We start from the raw sequence: 15,098 nt of genomic DNA on the forward strand, positions 1-15,098 counted from the left end.
GCCGGGCCGGGACCGTCAAATCACGACATCGCGACCGAAAGATGTGCAGGGCCACGCTTGCCGCGCAGCGGATGCGGGAGGACAATCCAATCGCTTCCAACAATAATCAAACCGGAGGAAACGCGTATGCAAAGCAAAGCTCAGATCGACGAGACTCTGCGCAAGACAAGCGACGCCAAGGAGATTCCCGGCGTCGTTGCGATCGCCGCAAGCGGTAACGAGGTGCTGTATCAGGGCGCGTTCGGCAAGCGCGATCTGTCGAAGCCCGACGCGATGACTATCGACAGCGTGTTCTGGATCGCCTCGATGACGAAGGCGGTGACGAGTGCCGGCGCGATGCAGCTGGTCGAGCAAGGCAAGCTTTCGCTCGATGCGCCGATCGGATCGCTGCTGCCCGATCTCGCCGAGCCGCAGGTGCTGGAAGGCTTTGACGCCAAGGGCGAACCAAAATTGCGACCGGCGAAGGGCGCGATCACGCTGCGCCACCTCATGACCCACACTGCCGGTTTTGCCTACAACGTATGGAACGGCGATTGCGCGCAATATCTGGAGAAGACCGGAACCCCGAACATTTTCTCCTGTCAGAACGTCGCGCTGAAGACGCCGATCATGTCCGACCCCGGCACGCGCTGGGAATATGGCATCAACATCGACTTCGTCGGCAAGGCGGTGGAAGCGGCGAGCGGCAAGCGCCTCGATGCCTATCTGCGCGATCACATGTTCGCTCCGCTCGGCATGAACGACACCGCCTTCAAGATCACCGACGACATGCGCCAGCGGCTGGTCGCGACGCATGCACGCTGCGAGGATGGATCGCTGGCACCGATCCCGTTCGAGATCGAACAGAACCCGGAATTTCACATGGGCGGCGGCGGCCTTTACGGCACGGCCGGCGACTACATCAAGTTCACCCAGATGATCCTCAACAAGGGCCGGGGCAACGGCAACCAGGTGCTGAAGCCCGAGACGGTCGCGCTGATGGGCCAGAACCACATCGGCGATCTCACCATCGGCAAGATGACAACGGTGGCACCCATGTACACCAACGACGTCGATCTCTTCCCCGACATCGTGAAGAAGTGGGGACTCTCCTTCCTGATCAACACCGCCAAGACGCCGGAAGGCCGCAGCCCCGGCAGCCTCGCCTGGGCCGGTCTTGCCAACACCTATTTCTGGATCGACCCGGCACGCGATGTTGCCGGCGTCATCCTGATGCAGGTGTTGCCGTTCGTCGACGCCAAGTGCCTGCAGGCGTTCGCGGGCTTCGAGCGCGGCGTCTATGCCGGGCTCGATGCAGGAAGCGGGCAGAAGGCGGCGTGAGCTAGCACGCTATCACCACACGAAAACTGTCATTCCCCGCCAAAGCGGGGAATCCAGTTCGGCACGGCTTCCCCCATCTCACTTTGGATCCGCAGCCAGGATGGAGCCAACGGGGAGAGAGTGCGCCCTAAACCGTCAACCCGCGCTGTTGCGCCAATTCCTTCAGCGACACTTGCGGGCGCGCGCCGATGTGCTGGATCACTTCGGCGGCCGCGAGCGCACCGAGCTCGCCGCACTGCTTGTGCGACAGATCGCGCGAGAGGCCGTACAGGAAGCCGGCCGCGAACAGATCGCCGGCGCCGGTGGTGTCGACCAGCTGCGTGATCGGCGAGGCTGGAGCGGAGACCGCGTCAGTCGGTGTCACCGCCACGCAGCCCTTCTCGCTGCGGGTGACCACGCCGAGCTTGACGTCGTTGCGCAGCTGCTTGAGTGCGGTGTCGAAGTCAGAGGTCTCGTACAGCGAGTGCAGCTCGGACTCGTTGGCGAACACGATGTCGGCGGTGCCGTTGCGCATCAGTCCCAGAAATTCGTCGCGGTAGCGGCCGACGCAGAAGGAATCCGACAGCGTCAGCGCTACCTTGCGGCCGGCCTCGTGAGCAATCTTGGAAGCCCTGAGGAAGGCTTCCTTGGCGCCCGGCGGATCCCAGAGATAGCCTTCGAGATAGACGATTTTTGCGGCCGCGATCTCGGCCGGATCGATGTCGCCGGGCGACAGATCCTGCGCGGCGCCGAGATAGGTGTTCATGGTGCGCTCGCCGTCGCCTGTGACCAGGATGTAGGAGCAGCCGGTGGCCGGGCCGTCCTTCGCAGGCGGCGTGTTGAAGGCGACACCGGCGGCGCGGATGTCGTGGACGTAGAGCTTGCCGATCTGGTCGTCCTTGACCTTGCCGACATAAGCGGCGCGCGCGCCCAGGTTGCCGATGCCGACGATGGTGTTGGCGGCCGAGCCGCCCGAGACTTCCGTCGCCGGGCCCATGTCGGCATAGATCGCGGCGGCGCGGGCCTCGTCGATCAGGGACATGCTGCCCTTGGTCATGCCGTGCTTGGCGAGAAAAGCCTCATCGGTCCGGACCAGCACATCGAACAGCGCGTTGCCGATGCCGAGAACGTCATATTTCACGTCAGCCATTCACCTTGATCCTGTTTGTCGGATTGCGAACCCTGAGGAAATCCGCTTCCTGTCGGCCTGAAATCTGGCTCGCGGCCTATCACGACCGGGCCGCTACGGGCAAGCAACGGTATTATAACAACCGATGATCCGCTCCTTCCTGACCGTCTCGACGGGAACACTGGCCTCGCGGCTGCTGGGCTTTGTCCGCGATTCCCTGATCGCGGCGCTGCTCGGCACCGGCGCCGTGGCGGATGCGTTTCTGGCCGCCTTCCAGCTTGTCAATGTGGTGCGGCGCCTGCTCAGCGAAGGAGCGCTGAATGCGGCGCTGATCCCGGCCTGGCTGCGCGTCCGTGACCGCGATGGCGAAGAGGCCGCCTCCGCGTTTGCGGGACGCGTACTCGGCACAGTCAGCGCGGCCCTGATCGTGATCTCGATCGGCATTGCCATCGCAATGCCGCTGATCATCATGATCATCACACCGGGCTTCGTCGGCAGCAATACGCTCGATCTCGCCGTGCAGAACGCGCGGCTGATGCTGCCTTATCTCGCCTTTGCCGGCCCGGTCACGGTGCTGATGGGACTACTGAATGCGCAGGGACGATTTGCGCTCACAGCGTTCTCGCCGCTGCTGTTCAATATCGCGCTGATTTTGACAATCGCCGCGCTGCTGCTGTGGCATGCCGATGCGTCCCTCGCCGCGTGGATGCTGGCGGCGACGGTCGGCATTGCCGGCCTGCTGCAGCTCCTGATGCTGCTGTCGCAGCGAAGCGCGCATCTCGCAACACCGTTGCGCGCAAGTTTCGACAAGGAGATGCGCGGCTTCTTCGCCAAGGCGATCCCCGGCATGATCGCAAGCTCCGGGCCGCAATGGCTGATGGTGGCCGGCGCGATCATTGCCTCGGCGACGCCGTCCGCGGTGTCCTGGCTCTATTTCGCCAACCGCCTGATCGAGCTGCCGCTCGGCATTGTCGGCGTCGCCATGGGCACGGTGCTGGTGCCGGAGCTGACGCGCGCCGTGGCCAGCTGTAACCGCGACGCGGTGGCCCATGCGGAATCGCGTGCGCTGGAGCTTGCGACCGGGCTCGCGCTGCCCGCGACGCTCGGCCTTGCCGTACTGGCTGAGCCGATCGTGCGGCTGTTGTTCGAGCACGGCGCCTTTGGTGCTGAGGACAGCGCGGCCACCGCGCATGCACTGAGGTGGCTGGCGCTCGGCCTGCCCGCGCATGTGCTGATCAAGGCGCTGTCGCCGGCCTTCTTTGCCCGCAGCGACACGATGACGCCGTTGCTCGCGACCGCCAAAGGTTTTGCGGTCGCGGTCTTGCTCGCCGTGCTGCTAGGACACTTCTTCGGTGCAAGCGGGATCGCCGCGAGCATCGCCGCCGGCGCCTGGAGCAGCGCCGTCTCGTTACTTCGCAGGGGCACCAGTGAATTCGGCTTCTCGGTCGACGCCGCCGCCCGCAAGCGGCTGCCGCGGATCGTGCTTGCGGCCGCCGCCATGGGCGCCCTGCTCTGGCTGACGACGGGGCTGATGCCGGTGGAGGCCCTCGGCCTCATCCGCTTCATTGTGCTGGGCCTGCAGATCGGGGCAGGGATCGCCGTCTATGGCCTGCTCCTGCAGGTTCTCGGCGTCGTCGCGTTGCGCGAGGCGGTTAACGCCCTGAAGCGGCCCGCCTAGCGAATTACCCTTGACGGGGCAGCGCCGCTGTTGGAAACGACGGCCCGAATACCTTTGGGAACACTCGCCATGCCATTCGTTGAACGGGTTTTTTCGGGCGTCCAGCCGACGGGCAATCTGCACCTCGGCAACTACCTCGGCGCGATCGTCAACTTCGTGAAGATGCAGGAAACCCACAACTGCATCTATTGCGTCGTCGACATGCACGCGATCACGCAAGGCGTGGACGTCTGGGGCGGCCCGGCCGAGCTCGCGCGCAACACCCGCGAGGTGACCGCGGCATTCATCGCCAGCGGCATCGATCCCAAGAAGCACATCGTGTTCAACCAGAGCCAGGTCTCCGGCCACTCCGAGCTCGCCTGGATCTTCAACTGCGTCGCGCGCATGGGCTGGCTCGGCCGCATGACCCAGTTCAAGGAGAAGGCCGGCAAGGACCGCGAGAACGCCTCGGTCGGGCTGTTCGACTATCCCGTGCTGATGGCCGCCGACATTCTGCTTTACCGCGCCACCCACGTTCCGGTCGGCGAGGACCAGAAGCAGCATCTCGAGCTCTCGCGCGACATCGCGCAGAAGTTCAACAACGATTTCGGCGACTCGATCCGCAGCCACGGCACCAATGACGGCCTGTTCTTCCCGTTGCCGGAACCCTTGATCACGGGTCCGGCGACGCGCGTGATGAGCTTGCGCGACGGCACCAAGAAGATGTCGAAGTCGGATGCGTCGGACAATTCGCGCATCAATCTGACCGACGACGCCGACACCATCGCGCAGAAGATCCGCAAGGCGAAGACCGATCCGGAGCCTTTGCCGAGCGAAGAGAAGGGCCTGGAAGCGCGTCCCGAGGCCGACAATCTCGTCGGCATTTTCGCCGCGCTCTCCGGCCGCTCCAAGGCCAGCGTGCTCGGCGAGTTCGGCGGCGGCCAGTTCTCCAGCTTCAAGAACGCGCTGGCGGAGCTGTGCGTCACCAAGCTCGCGCCGATCGCCGGCGAAATGAAGCGCCTGGTCGCCGACCCCGGCCATATCGACACCATCCTGAACGATGGCTCCGATCGGGCCCGTGCCCTCGCCGAGGAGACCATGAACCTCTCCAAGGACATCGTCGGCTTCATCCGCCGGCGCTGAAGTCTGGGCCTGCGCCACGGCGCCGGCCGCTTCGCCCCTCCCCAAGCGCGAGCGGGTGTGGCAACATGCCGGCCGTGCACATTCCGGGATAGGCATGACCAGCAAGCGACTTTGCTTCGAGCCGGGTCACAAGCCCAAATGTCTTGTCATCGTTGACGACACCGCCGAATGGGATCGCGCGGTCTACTACGCCAGCCGCTGGGCGATCCGCGCCGGCGGCGGCGTGGTGATGCTGCGCATCATCGAAATCGAGGACCAGAATCAGCAATGGCTGGGTGTCGCCGACATCATGCGCGCCGAGGCGCATGAAGCGGCGGAAGCCGCGCTCGACCGCGCCGCCGGCCGCGCCAACGGCATCGCCGCGATCACGCCGGAGCGGGTCATCCGCGAGGGCGCCGCGATGGAACAACTGCGCGCCGTGATCGACGAGGATCCTGATATCGCCATGCTCGTGCTCGCCGCCAACCCGGGCGCGGAAGGGCCCGGACCGTGGGTGGCGCTGCTCACGCATGCGCTCGGCACGTTCCCGGTGCCGGTGACGATCATTTCCGGCGCGCTGAGCGACGGAAGCGTGGATTCGCTGTCGTAGCTCCCACCGACCCTCCCTGGAGGGTAAGCGAAGCCCAAGCCACTGAAAATCTTAGACTAATACTCGACGTCCTCTTGACGGTGCGTTCCCCGTCGCCATCTGCTACTGGATGGAGCACGCACCGGCCTTGAACCGGCGACGTCTGGAGAAAACCATGTTCATTCAAACCGAAGCCACCCCCAATCCCGCCACGCTGAAATTCATTCCTGGCCGCGTCGTCGTCGACGGCAGTCCGATGGAATTTTCGAGCCGCGAATCCGCTCTGCGTTCCCCGCTCGCGGAAAAGCTGTTCGAGGTGCCCGGCGTCACCGGCGTGTTCTATGGATCGGATTTCATCACCGTGACCAAGGCGAACGGTGAATGGCAGCAGCTCAAGCCCGCGATCTTAGGTGCCATCATGGAGCACTACATGTCCGGCGCGCCGCTGCTTGCCGATGGCGCGGCGCCAGCCGATGCCGATCTTGATGACGAAGACGAGTTCTTCGACGAAGCCGATGCCGAGACGGTCGATATGATCAAGGACCTGATCGAGACGCGTGTGCGGCCGGCGGTCGCCAATGACGGCGGCGACATCACCTTCCGCGGTTTCAAGGACGGTATCGTCTATCTCAACATGAAGGGCGCCTGCTCCGGCTGCCCGTCATCGACCGCCACGCTCCAGCACGGCATCCAGAACCTGCTCAAGCACTTCGTGCCGGACGTGGTCGAAGTCCGGCCGATGTAGGCCAGGTGCCGTAGGGTGGGCAAAGGCGCTCTTGCGCCGTGCCCACCATCCAAGCCGAATAGCGGTGGTGGGCACGCTTCGCTTTGCCCACCCTACGAAGGGCAGCGATAGCAGGGGGCAGCGAATGGCGGGTAGCGAATGGCGAATGGCATTCCGATCGGCTAGACTGTTTGCTATTCGCCACTCGCCATTCGCTTTTTCATGTTGATCCTGGCCATCGATACTGCACTGGAAGCGTGCGCGGCTGCCGTGCTCGACACCGACGCCGGTGAGCTCCTCGCGCAGGAGCAACTGCTCATGAAGCGCGGCCATGCCGAGGCGCTGATGCCGATGATCGCGCGCGTGATGCAGTCGGCCGATCTCGCTTTCACGGCGCTCGACCGCATCGCGGTCACGGTCGGCCCCGGCAGCTTCACCGGCTTGCGCGTCGGCATTTCGGCGGCCCGCGGTCTTGCGCTCGCGGCCAAGCGGCCGGCCGTCGGACTGACGACCTTGTCGGCCTATGCGGCCGCCATCGTCGGCCAGAGCGGACCGGCGCCGGTGATCTCGGCGATCGATGCGCGGCACGACCACGTCTATTTCCAGATCGTCGCCGGCGACGGCAGTTTGCTGGTGCGGCCGGCCATCGTTGCCATCGACGCGGCGATCGCGGCCTCGCAATTCGGCGCGCCGCATCTGGTCGGCAATGCCGCGAAAATTCTCGCCGAGCGCTGGCCGAAGGATGCGCCGCAACCTGTTTCGGTCGACGCGCAGCCCGCGCCCGACATCAGCTGGGTCGCCTGGCTCGGCGCCGCGGCAAATCCCGACACCAATCCGGCGCGGCCGTTCTATCTGAAGGCGCCCGATGCAAAGCCGGCGGCGCAGCCGCTGCTCGCAGCTCAAGCCGCAACGTCATGATGCGATGGTTTTCGGAATGGTGGCGCGGCGGCACCGCGTCCGTCGAGCCAGCGTCGTCGCGCGACGCGGCGCGGCTGGCCCAGCTCCACGGCGCCTCCTTCGCGCACGGTTGGGACGAAAGCGAATTCGAGACCATGCTCAGCGAGCGCAACACGCTCGTCCACCGCTTGCGGCTCGGTCGCAAGACGATCGGCTTTGCGGTATCGCGGATCGGCGCGGACGAAGCCGAAATCCTCTCGGTCGCGGTCGACCGGTCTCACCGCGGTCGCGGTCTCTCCCGCACGCTGCTGATGACCCATCTCGGTCACCTCGCAGGGCGTGGCGTGCGCACGATATTTCTGGAGGTCGAGGAGAACAACCAACCGGCGCGACGGCTCTATGAGAGAGGCGGATTCGTGGTGGCCGGGCGCCGCGAACGCTACTATAAGCAGGCCAACGGGGAACAATTGAACGCACTTCTGATGCGGCGTGACTTGTCGTAATATTGATGGCAGAAAGCGCCCGTCAGGCGGACACAATATGACTGGACTTAAACCTTCTTCCGCATCCAAGGCGACCGGCATCGAAGCCCGCTGTGCCGCCACCGGCATGCGCATGACCGAGCAGCGCCGCGTCATTGCCCGCGTGCTTGCCGAAGCAGTCGATCACCCCGACGTCGAGGAATTGTACCGGCGCTGTGTCGCGGTCGACGACAAGATCTCGATCTCGACCGTCTATCGCACCGTAAAACTGTTCGAGGATGCCGGCATCATCGAACGCCACGATTTCCGCGAGGGCCGCGCGCGCTATGAGACGATGCGCGACAGCCATCACGACCACCTCATCAATCTGCGCGACGGCAAGGTGATCGAGTTCACCTCCGAAGAGATCGAGAAGCTCCAGGCAGAGATCGCCCGCAAGCTCGGCTACAAGCTGGTCGACCACCGGCTCGAGCTCTATTGCGTCCCGCTCGACGACGACAAGCCGACGTCTTAGTGTCCATCGACCTCATCATCTTCGATTGCGACGGCGTGCTCGTGGACAGCGAGGTGATCTCCTGTCGCGCGCATGCTGACGTGCTGACCCGGCACGGCTATCCGATCACATCGGAGCAGGTGTCCGAGCGCTTCCTTGGCCGCTCGACAAAACAGGCCAATTTCGAGATCGAAACCGAGCTCGGCCGCAAGCTGCCCGAGGCCTATCACGGCGATCTCCAGGACGAGCTGTTTCGCGCATTCGAAGCCGACCTCGAAGCGATCCGCGGCATCCACGACGTGCTCGACGTCGTGACGCAACGTGTCTGCGTCGCCTCGAGCGGTTCGCATCCGCGCATGCGGGTGAGTCTCGGAAGCACGGACCTCTATGAACGCCTCGCGCCGAACATCTTCTCGTCCTCGCAGGTAACAAACGGCAAGCCCGCGCCGGACCTGTTCCTGTTTGCTGCGAAGCAAATGGGCGTCCCGCCCGAGCGCTGTGTCGTGATCGAGGACAGCCTTGCCGGCATCGCCGGCGCGCGGGCGGCCCGGATGAACGTGTTCGGCTTTTACGGTGGCAGCCATTGCGGGGCCGGCCATGCCGAAATCCTGCGCCAGGCCGGTTCCGACCTGACCTTCTCGGACATGCATCAATTACCTGAGCTGGTCCGGCTGGTCGCAGCGGACGCCCTGGCGGGCTGAATCTGGCGTCCAAACCCCTCGATTCCGCGTCTCGCGACTGCGTCGCGTCCCGGAATAGCCGTTTGGTGCCTCCAATCGCTGGATTTTCGGCCCCCCAGCCTATATCTGAGGGCCGTCCTCCACCTCAATTCCGGGTTCCATGAAGCCGCCGCGCAAGCTGCACATTAAATCATATGGCTGTCAGATGAACGTCTACGATGCCCAGCGCATGGTGGACACGCTGGCTCCGGAAGGATTCGTGGAGACGGCCGACGCCGAGGACGCCGACCTCGTCATCCTCAACACCTGCCACATCCGCGAGAAGGCCTCCGAAAAGGTCTATTCCGAGCTCGGCCGCCTGCGCGTCGCCAAGGACGAGGCCGCACGCGAGGGCCGCGCCATGCAGATTGCGGTGGCAGGCTGCGTCGCGCAGGCCGAAGGCGAGGAGATCGTGCGTCGCGCCCCCACGGTCGACGTCGTGGTGGGCCCGCAGAGCTATCATCATCTGCCCGAGCTGTTGAAGCGCGCCGGCAATGAAGGCCGCGCGATCGAGACCGAATTTCCCGCCGCGGACAAGTTCGGCTTCCTGGCCCAGCCCAAGCCCGACGCGATCCGCGCGCGCGGCATTTCCGCTTTCGTCACTGTGCAGGAAGGCTGCGACAAGTTCTGCACCTTCTGCGTGGTACCCTACACGCGCGGCGCGGAAGTCTCGCGCCCCGTCGCCAAGATCATCGACGACGTGAAGCGGCTTGCCGACAATGGCGTGCGCGAGCTCACGCTGATCGGGCAGAACGTCAACGCCTATCACGGCGACGGGCCGGACGGAAAAAGCTGGGGGCTCGGCCAATTGCTGGAGCGACTGGCCGGGATTCCCGGCATCGCGCGGCTGCGCTATTCGACCAGCCATCCCCGCGACGTCGATGACAGTTTGATCGCAGCCCATCGCGATCTCGATTCGCTGATGCCGTTCGTGCACCTGCCGGTGCAGTCGGGTTCGGACCGAATCCTGGCCGCCATGAACCGGAAACATACCGCCGATGATTATCTCGATGTCATCGACCGTTTCCGGTCCGCGCGGCAAGACATTGCTTTTTCATCAGATTTTATCGTCGGCTTCCCCGGGGAAAGCGAGCAAGATTTTCTCGCCACACTCGCGCTTGTCACGCAAATCGGCTACGCTGCCGCATATTCGTTCAAATACTCCGCCCGGCCGGGAACGCCGGCCGCGGATATGCAGGAGACGGTGTCCCCCGCCGAGATGGACCAGCGATTGGAGCGGCTCCAGGAACTGATCGACAGCCAGCAATCGGCCTTCAACAAGGCTGCGATTGGCTCAACGGTCGACGTGCTGTTCGAACGTCCGGCGCGCAAGGACGGCCAGATCGTCGGCCGCACCGCCTTCCTTCAGCCTGCACATGTGATGGCCTCGCCCGACATCATCGGACAAATCCTGCCTGTCAGAATCGACAGCCTCGAGCGCTACAGCTTCCTCGGCGAGCTCGCCGCGCCACGAATTGCGCGCGGGCCCGCTTTATCATCCATCGCCACTGGAGCCTGAACCCTTGCCAAAAAGCGCATCGGATTCGTCTTCTATCGCTCCCAGCCGCAAATTTGACCGCGATATGCAAGTTCCGCCCGAGACCCAGGTCGTCATCGACTTCGACGACAACCGCGCCGCATCCGCGCTGGTCGGCCCCTACGGCCAGAACCTGGCGCAGATCGAGCGGCGGCTCGGCGTCGTGGTGGACTCCAAGGGCAACCACATCACCATCGGCGGCACCCGCGACGGCTGCGACGCGGCGCGCCGCGTGCTGGAGACGCTCTACGCCCACGCCGTGAAGGGGCAGGATGTCGACCAGGGCGAGGTCGAAGGCGCGATCCGCGCGGTGATCGCGCAAGGATCCCTGTTCGAGTTCGATGCCAAATCGGCGAAGTCGGCCTTCGACAGCATCAACCTGCGCAAGCGCCCGGTGCGCGCGCGCACGGCCGCGCAAGACTCTTACATCCGGGCGCTGAAGCGCCATGAGCTCGTGTTCGGCATCGGCCCCGCCGGCACCGGCAAGACCTGGCTCGCGGTCGCGCATGCCGCGCAATTGTTCGAGCGCAAGGAGGTCGACAAGATCATCCTGTCACGCCCGGCAGTCGAAGCCGGCGAGCGGCTCGGCTTCCTGCCCGGCGACCTCCGCGAGAAGGTCGATCCGTATCTGCGCCCGATCTACGACGCGCTCTACGATCTGATGGACGCACGCATCGTCGAACGCGCGCTGCAGACCGGCGAGATCGAGATCGCGCCGCTCGCCTTCATGCGCGGCCGCACGCTGACCAACGCCGCGATTATCCTGGACGAGGCGCAGAACACGACATCGATGCAGATGAAGATGTTTCTGACCCGTCTCGGCGAGAACAGCCGCATGATCGTCACCGGCGATCCCTCGCAGATCGATTTGCCGAACGGCCAGACCTCGGGGCTTGCGGAAGCGACCAAATTGCTGAGCGGCGTCGAAGGCATTGCGCAAGTTCAATTCAAAGCCGAGGACGTGATCCGCCACGAGCTCGTGGCAAGAATCGTCGCCGCCTATGAAGGGTCGCCGCAGCGGCCGCCCGCCGGCAACAAATCCTGACGAGACAACAGCGGGACCACACGGGCGCGGATCCAGCGCCTTATCGTTCCGAACAAAGCCATGTCACATCCCAACCTTCCCATGACCGAGGTTCTCGTCGTCGCCGATTGCTGGCAGAGCGAGCCTGACGCCGAAACCGTGATCCAGCGCGCCGTTGCGGCCGCCGCCGAATCTGTCGACGAGGATGTCGCGGACGCAGAAGTGGCCGTCATGCTGACCGATGATGCCGGCATCCGCACGCTGAACAGCAACTGGCGCGGCATGGACAAACCGACCAACGTGCTGTCGTTTCCCGCGCTCCAGCCGGAGGGCGAATGGAAGCCGGGCGATGCGCCGCGCATGCTCGGCGACATCGCGATCGCCTACGAGACAATGCGGCGCGAGGCGGACGAGGAACACAAGCCGTTCGATCATCATTTGAGCCATCTCGCCGTGCATGGTTTCCTGCATTTGATCGGCTACGATCACGAGAACGACAACGACGCGGAAGAGATGGAAGCGCTCGAAACCGAGATCCTGGCTCACCTCGGCATCCCCGATCCCTATGCAGACCGCGCGGGGACGCACTGAGATGCCGGATTCGGAGCCTATTCACGACAATCCGCGTAACACGGCCAATCTGCCGGCCGTGGTCACGCCCGGTGAGGTCATGCGCCCGACGGCGGACGGCTGGCTGCTGCGCGCCATCCGCACGCTGTTCGGCTGGAAGGCGGGATCGGTGCGCGACGATCTCCAGGTCGTGCTCAATGCGACGACGCCCGACGACACCGGCTTCTCCGCGGTCGAGCGCACCATGCTGCGCAACATCCTCGGCCTGCATGAGCGCCGCATTGCCGATGTCATGGTGCATCGTGCCGACATCATCGCGGTGAAGCGCGACATCCCGCTCGGCGAATTGATGGACCGGTTCGAGAGCGCCGGCCATTCGCGCCTCGTGGTCTATAACGAGACGCTCGACGATCCCGTCGGCATCGTCCACATCCGCGACCTGCTCGCCTTCATGACCGCGCGTGCGCGTGTGTCGGAGGCCACCAAGACCAAGCGCAAGAAGCCGCTGCCGGCCGGGCTCGATTTGCGCACCGTCGACCTCGCGCTGCCGCTGCAGGACGCGCGCATCATCCGTAAGCTGCTCTATGTGCCGCCGTCGATGCGGGCGATCGACCTGCTTGCGCAGATGCAGGCCACGCGCATTCACCTGGCGCTGGTCGTCGACGAATATGGCGGCAGCGACGGGCTGGTTTCGCTCGAGGATATCGTCGAGCAGATCGTCGGCGAGATCGACGACGAGCATGACAGCGACGAGCCGCCGTCGATCGTGCGCCTGCCCGACAACGCTTTCATCGCCGATGCGCGCGCCAGCCTCGACGACGTCCGCACCGTGATCGGCGAGGATTTCGTCACCGGCGAGGCCGGCGAGGAAGTGGAGACGCTGGGCGGCTATCTCGTCAGCTTCGTCGGGCGCCTGCCGGTGCGCGGCGAGGTGATCTCGGGCCCCGGCAATTACGAGGTCGAGGTGCTCGATGCCGATCCGCGCCGCGTCAAGCGGCTGCGGATCTCGACGCGGAAGGAGCGCCCGGCGCCGCGTACCCAGCGCGAGAGCCGCCGCCGCGAGACTGCACCCGAAAGCGGCCAGCCGCCGGCCGGCGACACGCCGACCCCGCCGCCTGCCGACGGGACCGGCCCGCAGTGAGCGCGTTCCAGCGGCTTCGGCAAATTGCGCTTGGCATCATCCTGACCTGGGGATGGAAGCGCGCGCTGCTCGCGATGGCGTGCGGTGCGCTGTCGGTGCTGGCACTGGCGCCGTTCAATGCCTGGCCGGTGCTTTTCATCACCTTCCCCGTGATGGTCTGGCTGATCGACGGCGCCGGCGCCGGACGATATGGCGGCGTCCCCGCCGCGGCGCTGACCGGCTACTGGTTCGGGCTCGGCTATTTCGTCCCCGGCCTCTACTGGATCGGCATCGCCTTCTTCGTCGACGCGGATGTGTTCGCCTGGCTGACGCCGTTCGCCGTGCTGGGCCTGCCGGCCTATCTCTCCATTTTCACCGCGATCGGTTTCGCGCTGGCCCGCCTGCTCTGGACCAAGGATGCCACCCGCATTCTCGCGCTCGCCGCGAGCCTCACGGTCAGCGAGTGGTTGCGCGGGCACGTGCTGACCGGCTTTCCCTGGAACGCCTTCGGCTATGCGCTGTCGGAGCCGCTCGCACTGGCGCAGACGGCCTCGCTGATCGGCCAGTGGGGCATGACGTTCCTCACGGTTGCGACCTTCGCGGCGCCTGCGGTGCTGATCGACCGCACGCGCGACCGCAGCCTGGCATGGCGCGTGCCGGCCGGAGCCGTTGCGCTGCTGGTCGTCATGGGCATCTTCGGCGCCATCCGCCTGGCGCTGCATCCGACCACGATGGTTGCGGGCGCCAAGCTGCGCCTGATGCAGCCGAACCTCCAGCAGGACCAAAAATTCAACTACTCCGCCAAGGCGGAGGTGATGAAGAAATATCTCGCGCTGTCGGACCGCGCCTCCGGACCGCAATCGACCGGCGTGAGCGCCGCCACAATTTTGATCTGGCCGGAATCCGCCTTTCCGTTCTTCCTGACCCGCGAAGCCGACGCGATGGCGCAAATCGCCGACCTGCTGCCCAAGGGCACGGTGCTGATCACCGGATCCGTCCGCGCGCCCGATCTGCCGCCGGGCACGCCGATCACGCGGGCCTACAATTCGATCTACGTGATCGATCACGACGGCAGCGTGCTCGCGGTCTACGACAAGCTGCACCTCGTCCCGTTCGGCGAATTTCTTCCCTACCAGAATTTGATGGAGAAGCTGGGCTTCGAACAACTGACGCGGATGCGAGGCGGCTTCATTCCCGGCACGGTGCGCCACGTGCTGCCGATACCGGCGGCACCGCCTGCGCTGCCGCTGATCTGCTACGAGGCGATCTTCCCCGGCGAAGTCGGGACGCGCGATGAGCGCCCGGGATGGATGGTGAACCTCACCAATGACGGCTGGTTCGGCATCTCGACCGGTCCGTACCAGCATCTGGAGCAGGCGCGGATGCGCGCGATCGAGCTCGGACTGCCGCTGGTCCGCTCCGCCAACACCGGCATCTCGGCGGTGATCGATCCGGTGGGACGCACGGTGGCCAGCCTCGGTCTCGGAATCGAAGGCATTTTGGATGCAAGCCTGCCCACCGCAATCCCGCCCACCATCTATGCGAGAGTCGGCGACATCCCCGCAGCCATGCTCGTCGCGCTGGCTGTGATTTTGGCGGTGCGACGACGTGCTGCCAAACGGCACCCCTGATCGCGCCGTTGCTAGCGGTTTCCGGCGAGGCCGCCGGAAACCTTTGACAACCGTAGTCCCACGGTTGACAGACTGCACGCGGGCTCCCCATTCTGCTCCGGCTGC

At 65.0% G+C, this 15,098-nt stretch carries 15 protein-coding genes; 14 read left to right on the plus strand and 1 reads right to left on the minus strand.

The genetic code is table 11. The features are described 5' to 3' along the window. Positions 1-126 precede the first annotated feature (126 nt). Positions 127-1,320, plus strand: coding sequence for a serine hydrolase domain-containing protein (locus ACP2YP_RS00100; protein ID WP_426421642.1), 1,194 nt, complete (start codon positions 127-129; stop codon positions 1,318-1,320). 127 nt (positions 1,321-1,447) lie between these two features. Here the strand turns inward: ACP2YP_RS00100 and ACP2YP_RS00105 are convergent, their stop codons facing one another. After that, the gene (locus tag ACP2YP_RS00105) at positions 1,448-2,449 is read right to left on the minus strand and encodes an adenosine kinase (RefSeq protein WP_426421643.1); all 1,002 of its coding nucleotides are present in this window, start codon (positions 2,447-2,449) and stop codon (positions 1,448-1,450) included. Between the two features lie 124 nt (positions 2,450-2,573). Between ACP2YP_RS00105 and murJ the strand changes: the two genes are divergently transcribed. From murJ to lnt, 13 genes are all read left to right on the plus strand, one after another. After that, positions 2,574-4,106: a murein biosynthesis integral membrane protein MurJ gene (gene murJ / locus ACP2YP_RS00110; protein WP_426421644.1), complete on the plus strand. Its 1,533-nt coding sequence runs from the start codon at positions 2,574-2,576 to the stop codon at positions 4,104-4,106. A 69-nt stretch (positions 4,107-4,175) separates the two neighbouring features. Then, positions 4,176-5,228, plus strand: coding sequence for a tryptophan--tRNA ligase (trpS, locus tag ACP2YP_RS00115; RefSeq protein ID WP_426421645.1), 1,053 nt, complete (start codon positions 4,176-4,178; stop codon positions 5,226-5,228). A gap of 94 nt (positions 5,229-5,322) precedes the next feature. Next, positions 5,323-5,817, plus strand: a complete 495-nt coding sequence (locus tag ACP2YP_RS00120) for a universal stress protein (RefSeq protein ID WP_426421646.1) — start codon at positions 5,323-5,325, stop codon at positions 5,815-5,817. Positions 5,818-5,971: 154 nt separating this feature from the next. Further along, a complete protein-coding gene (locus ACP2YP_RS00125) occupies positions 5,972-6,541 on the plus strand; it encodes a NifU family protein (RefSeq protein ID WP_426421647.1) in 570 nt (189 codons plus the stop codon). 201 nt (positions 6,542-6,742) lie between these two features. Beyond that, positions 6,743-7,438, plus strand: a complete 696-nt coding sequence (gene tsaB, locus ACP2YP_RS00130; protein ID WP_426421648.1) for a tRNA (adenosine(37)-N6)-threonylcarbamoyltransferase complex dimerization subunit type 1 TsaB — start codon at positions 6,743-6,745, stop codon at positions 7,436-7,438. Then, positions 7,435-7,920: a ribosomal protein S18-alanine N-acetyltransferase gene (gene rimI, locus ACP2YP_RS00135; protein WP_426421649.1), complete on the plus strand. Its 486-nt coding sequence runs from the start codon at positions 7,435-7,437 to the stop codon at positions 7,918-7,920. The genes tsaB and rimI overlap by 4 nt, the downstream gene beginning before the upstream one ends. Positions 7,921-7,957: 37 nt before the next feature. After that, positions 7,958-8,413 (plus strand): Fur family transcriptional regulator, encoded by a 456-nt coding sequence (locus tag ACP2YP_RS00140; protein ID WP_057746941.1) that lies wholly within the window; start codon positions 7,958-7,960, stop codon positions 8,411-8,413. After that, entirely contained in the window at positions 8,413-9,093 is a 681-nt protein-coding gene (locus tag ACP2YP_RS00145) for an HAD family hydrolase (RefSeq protein ID WP_426421650.1), read from the plus strand. The genes ACP2YP_RS00140 and ACP2YP_RS00145 overlap by 1 nt, the downstream gene beginning before the upstream one ends. A gap of 139 nt (positions 9,094-9,232) precedes the next feature. Beyond that, positions 9,233-10,630, plus strand: coding sequence for a tRNA (N6-isopentenyl adenosine(37)-C2)-methylthiotransferase MiaB (gene miaB, locus ACP2YP_RS00150; RefSeq protein WP_426421651.1), 1,398 nt, complete (start codon positions 9,233-9,235; stop codon positions 10,628-10,630). Between the two features lie 64 nt (positions 10,631-10,694). Beyond that, positions 10,695-11,693 (plus strand): PhoH family protein, encoded by a 999-nt coding sequence (locus ACP2YP_RS00155; protein ID WP_426421652.1) that lies wholly within the window; start codon positions 10,695-10,697, stop codon positions 11,691-11,693. Between the two features lie 60 nt (positions 11,694-11,753). Next, positions 11,754-12,263 (plus strand): rRNA maturation RNase YbeY, encoded by a 510-nt coding sequence (gene ybeY, locus ACP2YP_RS00160; RefSeq protein WP_426421653.1) that lies wholly within the window; start codon positions 11,754-11,756, stop codon positions 12,261-12,263. 1 nt (position 12,264) lies between these two features. Beyond that, complete coding sequence (locus ACP2YP_RS00165) at positions 12,265-13,383, plus strand: hemolysin family protein (RefSeq protein ID WP_426421654.1); 1,119 nt, start codon at positions 12,265-12,267, stop codon at positions 13,381-13,383. Continuing rightward, complete coding sequence (gene lnt, locus ACP2YP_RS00170; RefSeq protein WP_426421655.1) at positions 13,380-14,993, plus strand: apolipoprotein N-acyltransferase; 1,614 nt, start codon at positions 13,380-13,382, stop codon at positions 14,991-14,993. Before ACP2YP_RS00165 ends, lnt begins: the two co-directional genes overlap by 4 nt. Positions 14,994-15,098: the final 105 nt, after the last annotated feature.

Source organism: Bradyrhizobium genosp. A, assembly GCF_049949275.1.
GTDB lineage: Bacteria > Pseudomonadota > Alphaproteobacteria > Rhizobiales > Xanthobacteraceae > Bradyrhizobium.

Coding starts and splice junctions, on each gene's coding strand:
- ACP2YP_RS00165 (WP_426421654.1), top strand. CDS start 12,265: ATGCCGGATTCGGAGCCTATTCACGACAATCCGCGTAACACGGCCAAT.
- ACP2YP_RS00155 (WP_426421652.1), top strand. CDS start 10,695: ATGCAAGTTCCGCCCGAGACCCAGGTCGTCATCGACTTCGACGACAAC.
- rimI (WP_426421649.1), top strand. CDS start 7,435: ATGATGCGATGGTTTTCGGAATGGTGGCGCGGCGGCACCGCGTCCGTC.
- ACP2YP_RS00125 (WP_426421647.1), top strand. CDS start 5,972: ATGTTCATTCAAACCGAAGCCACCCCCAATCCCGCCACGCTGAAATTC.
- ACP2YP_RS00140 (WP_057746941.1), top strand. CDS start 7,958: ATGACTGGACTTAAACCTTCTTCCGCATCCAAGGCGACCGGCATCGAA.
- tsaB (WP_426421648.1), top strand. CDS start 6,743: ATGTTGATCCTGGCCATCGATACTGCACTGGAAGCGTGCGCGGCTGCC.
- ACP2YP_RS00105 (WP_426421643.1), bottom strand. CDS start 2,449: ATGGCTGACGTGAAATATGACGTTCTCGGCATCGGCAACGCGCTGTTC.
- ACP2YP_RS00100 (WP_426421642.1), top strand. CDS start 127: ATGCAAAGCAAAGCTCAGATCGACGAGACTCTGCGCAAGACAAGCGAC.
- ACP2YP_RS00120 (WP_426421646.1), top strand. CDS start 5,323: ATGACCAGCAAGCGACTTTGCTTCGAGCCGGGTCACAAGCCCAAATGT.
- murJ (WP_426421644.1), top strand. CDS start 2,574: ATGATCCGCTCCTTCCTGACCGTCTCGACGGGAACACTGGCCTCGCGG.
- miaB (WP_426421651.1), top strand. CDS start 9,233: ATGAAGCCGCCGCGCAAGCTGCACATTAAATCATATGGCTGTCAGATG.
- ybeY (WP_426421653.1), top strand. CDS start 11,754: ATGTCACATCCCAACCTTCCCATGACCGAGGTTCTCGTCGTCGCCGAT.
- trpS (WP_426421645.1), top strand. CDS start 4,176: ATGCCATTCGTTGAACGGGTTTTTTCGGGCGTCCAGCCGACGGGCAAT.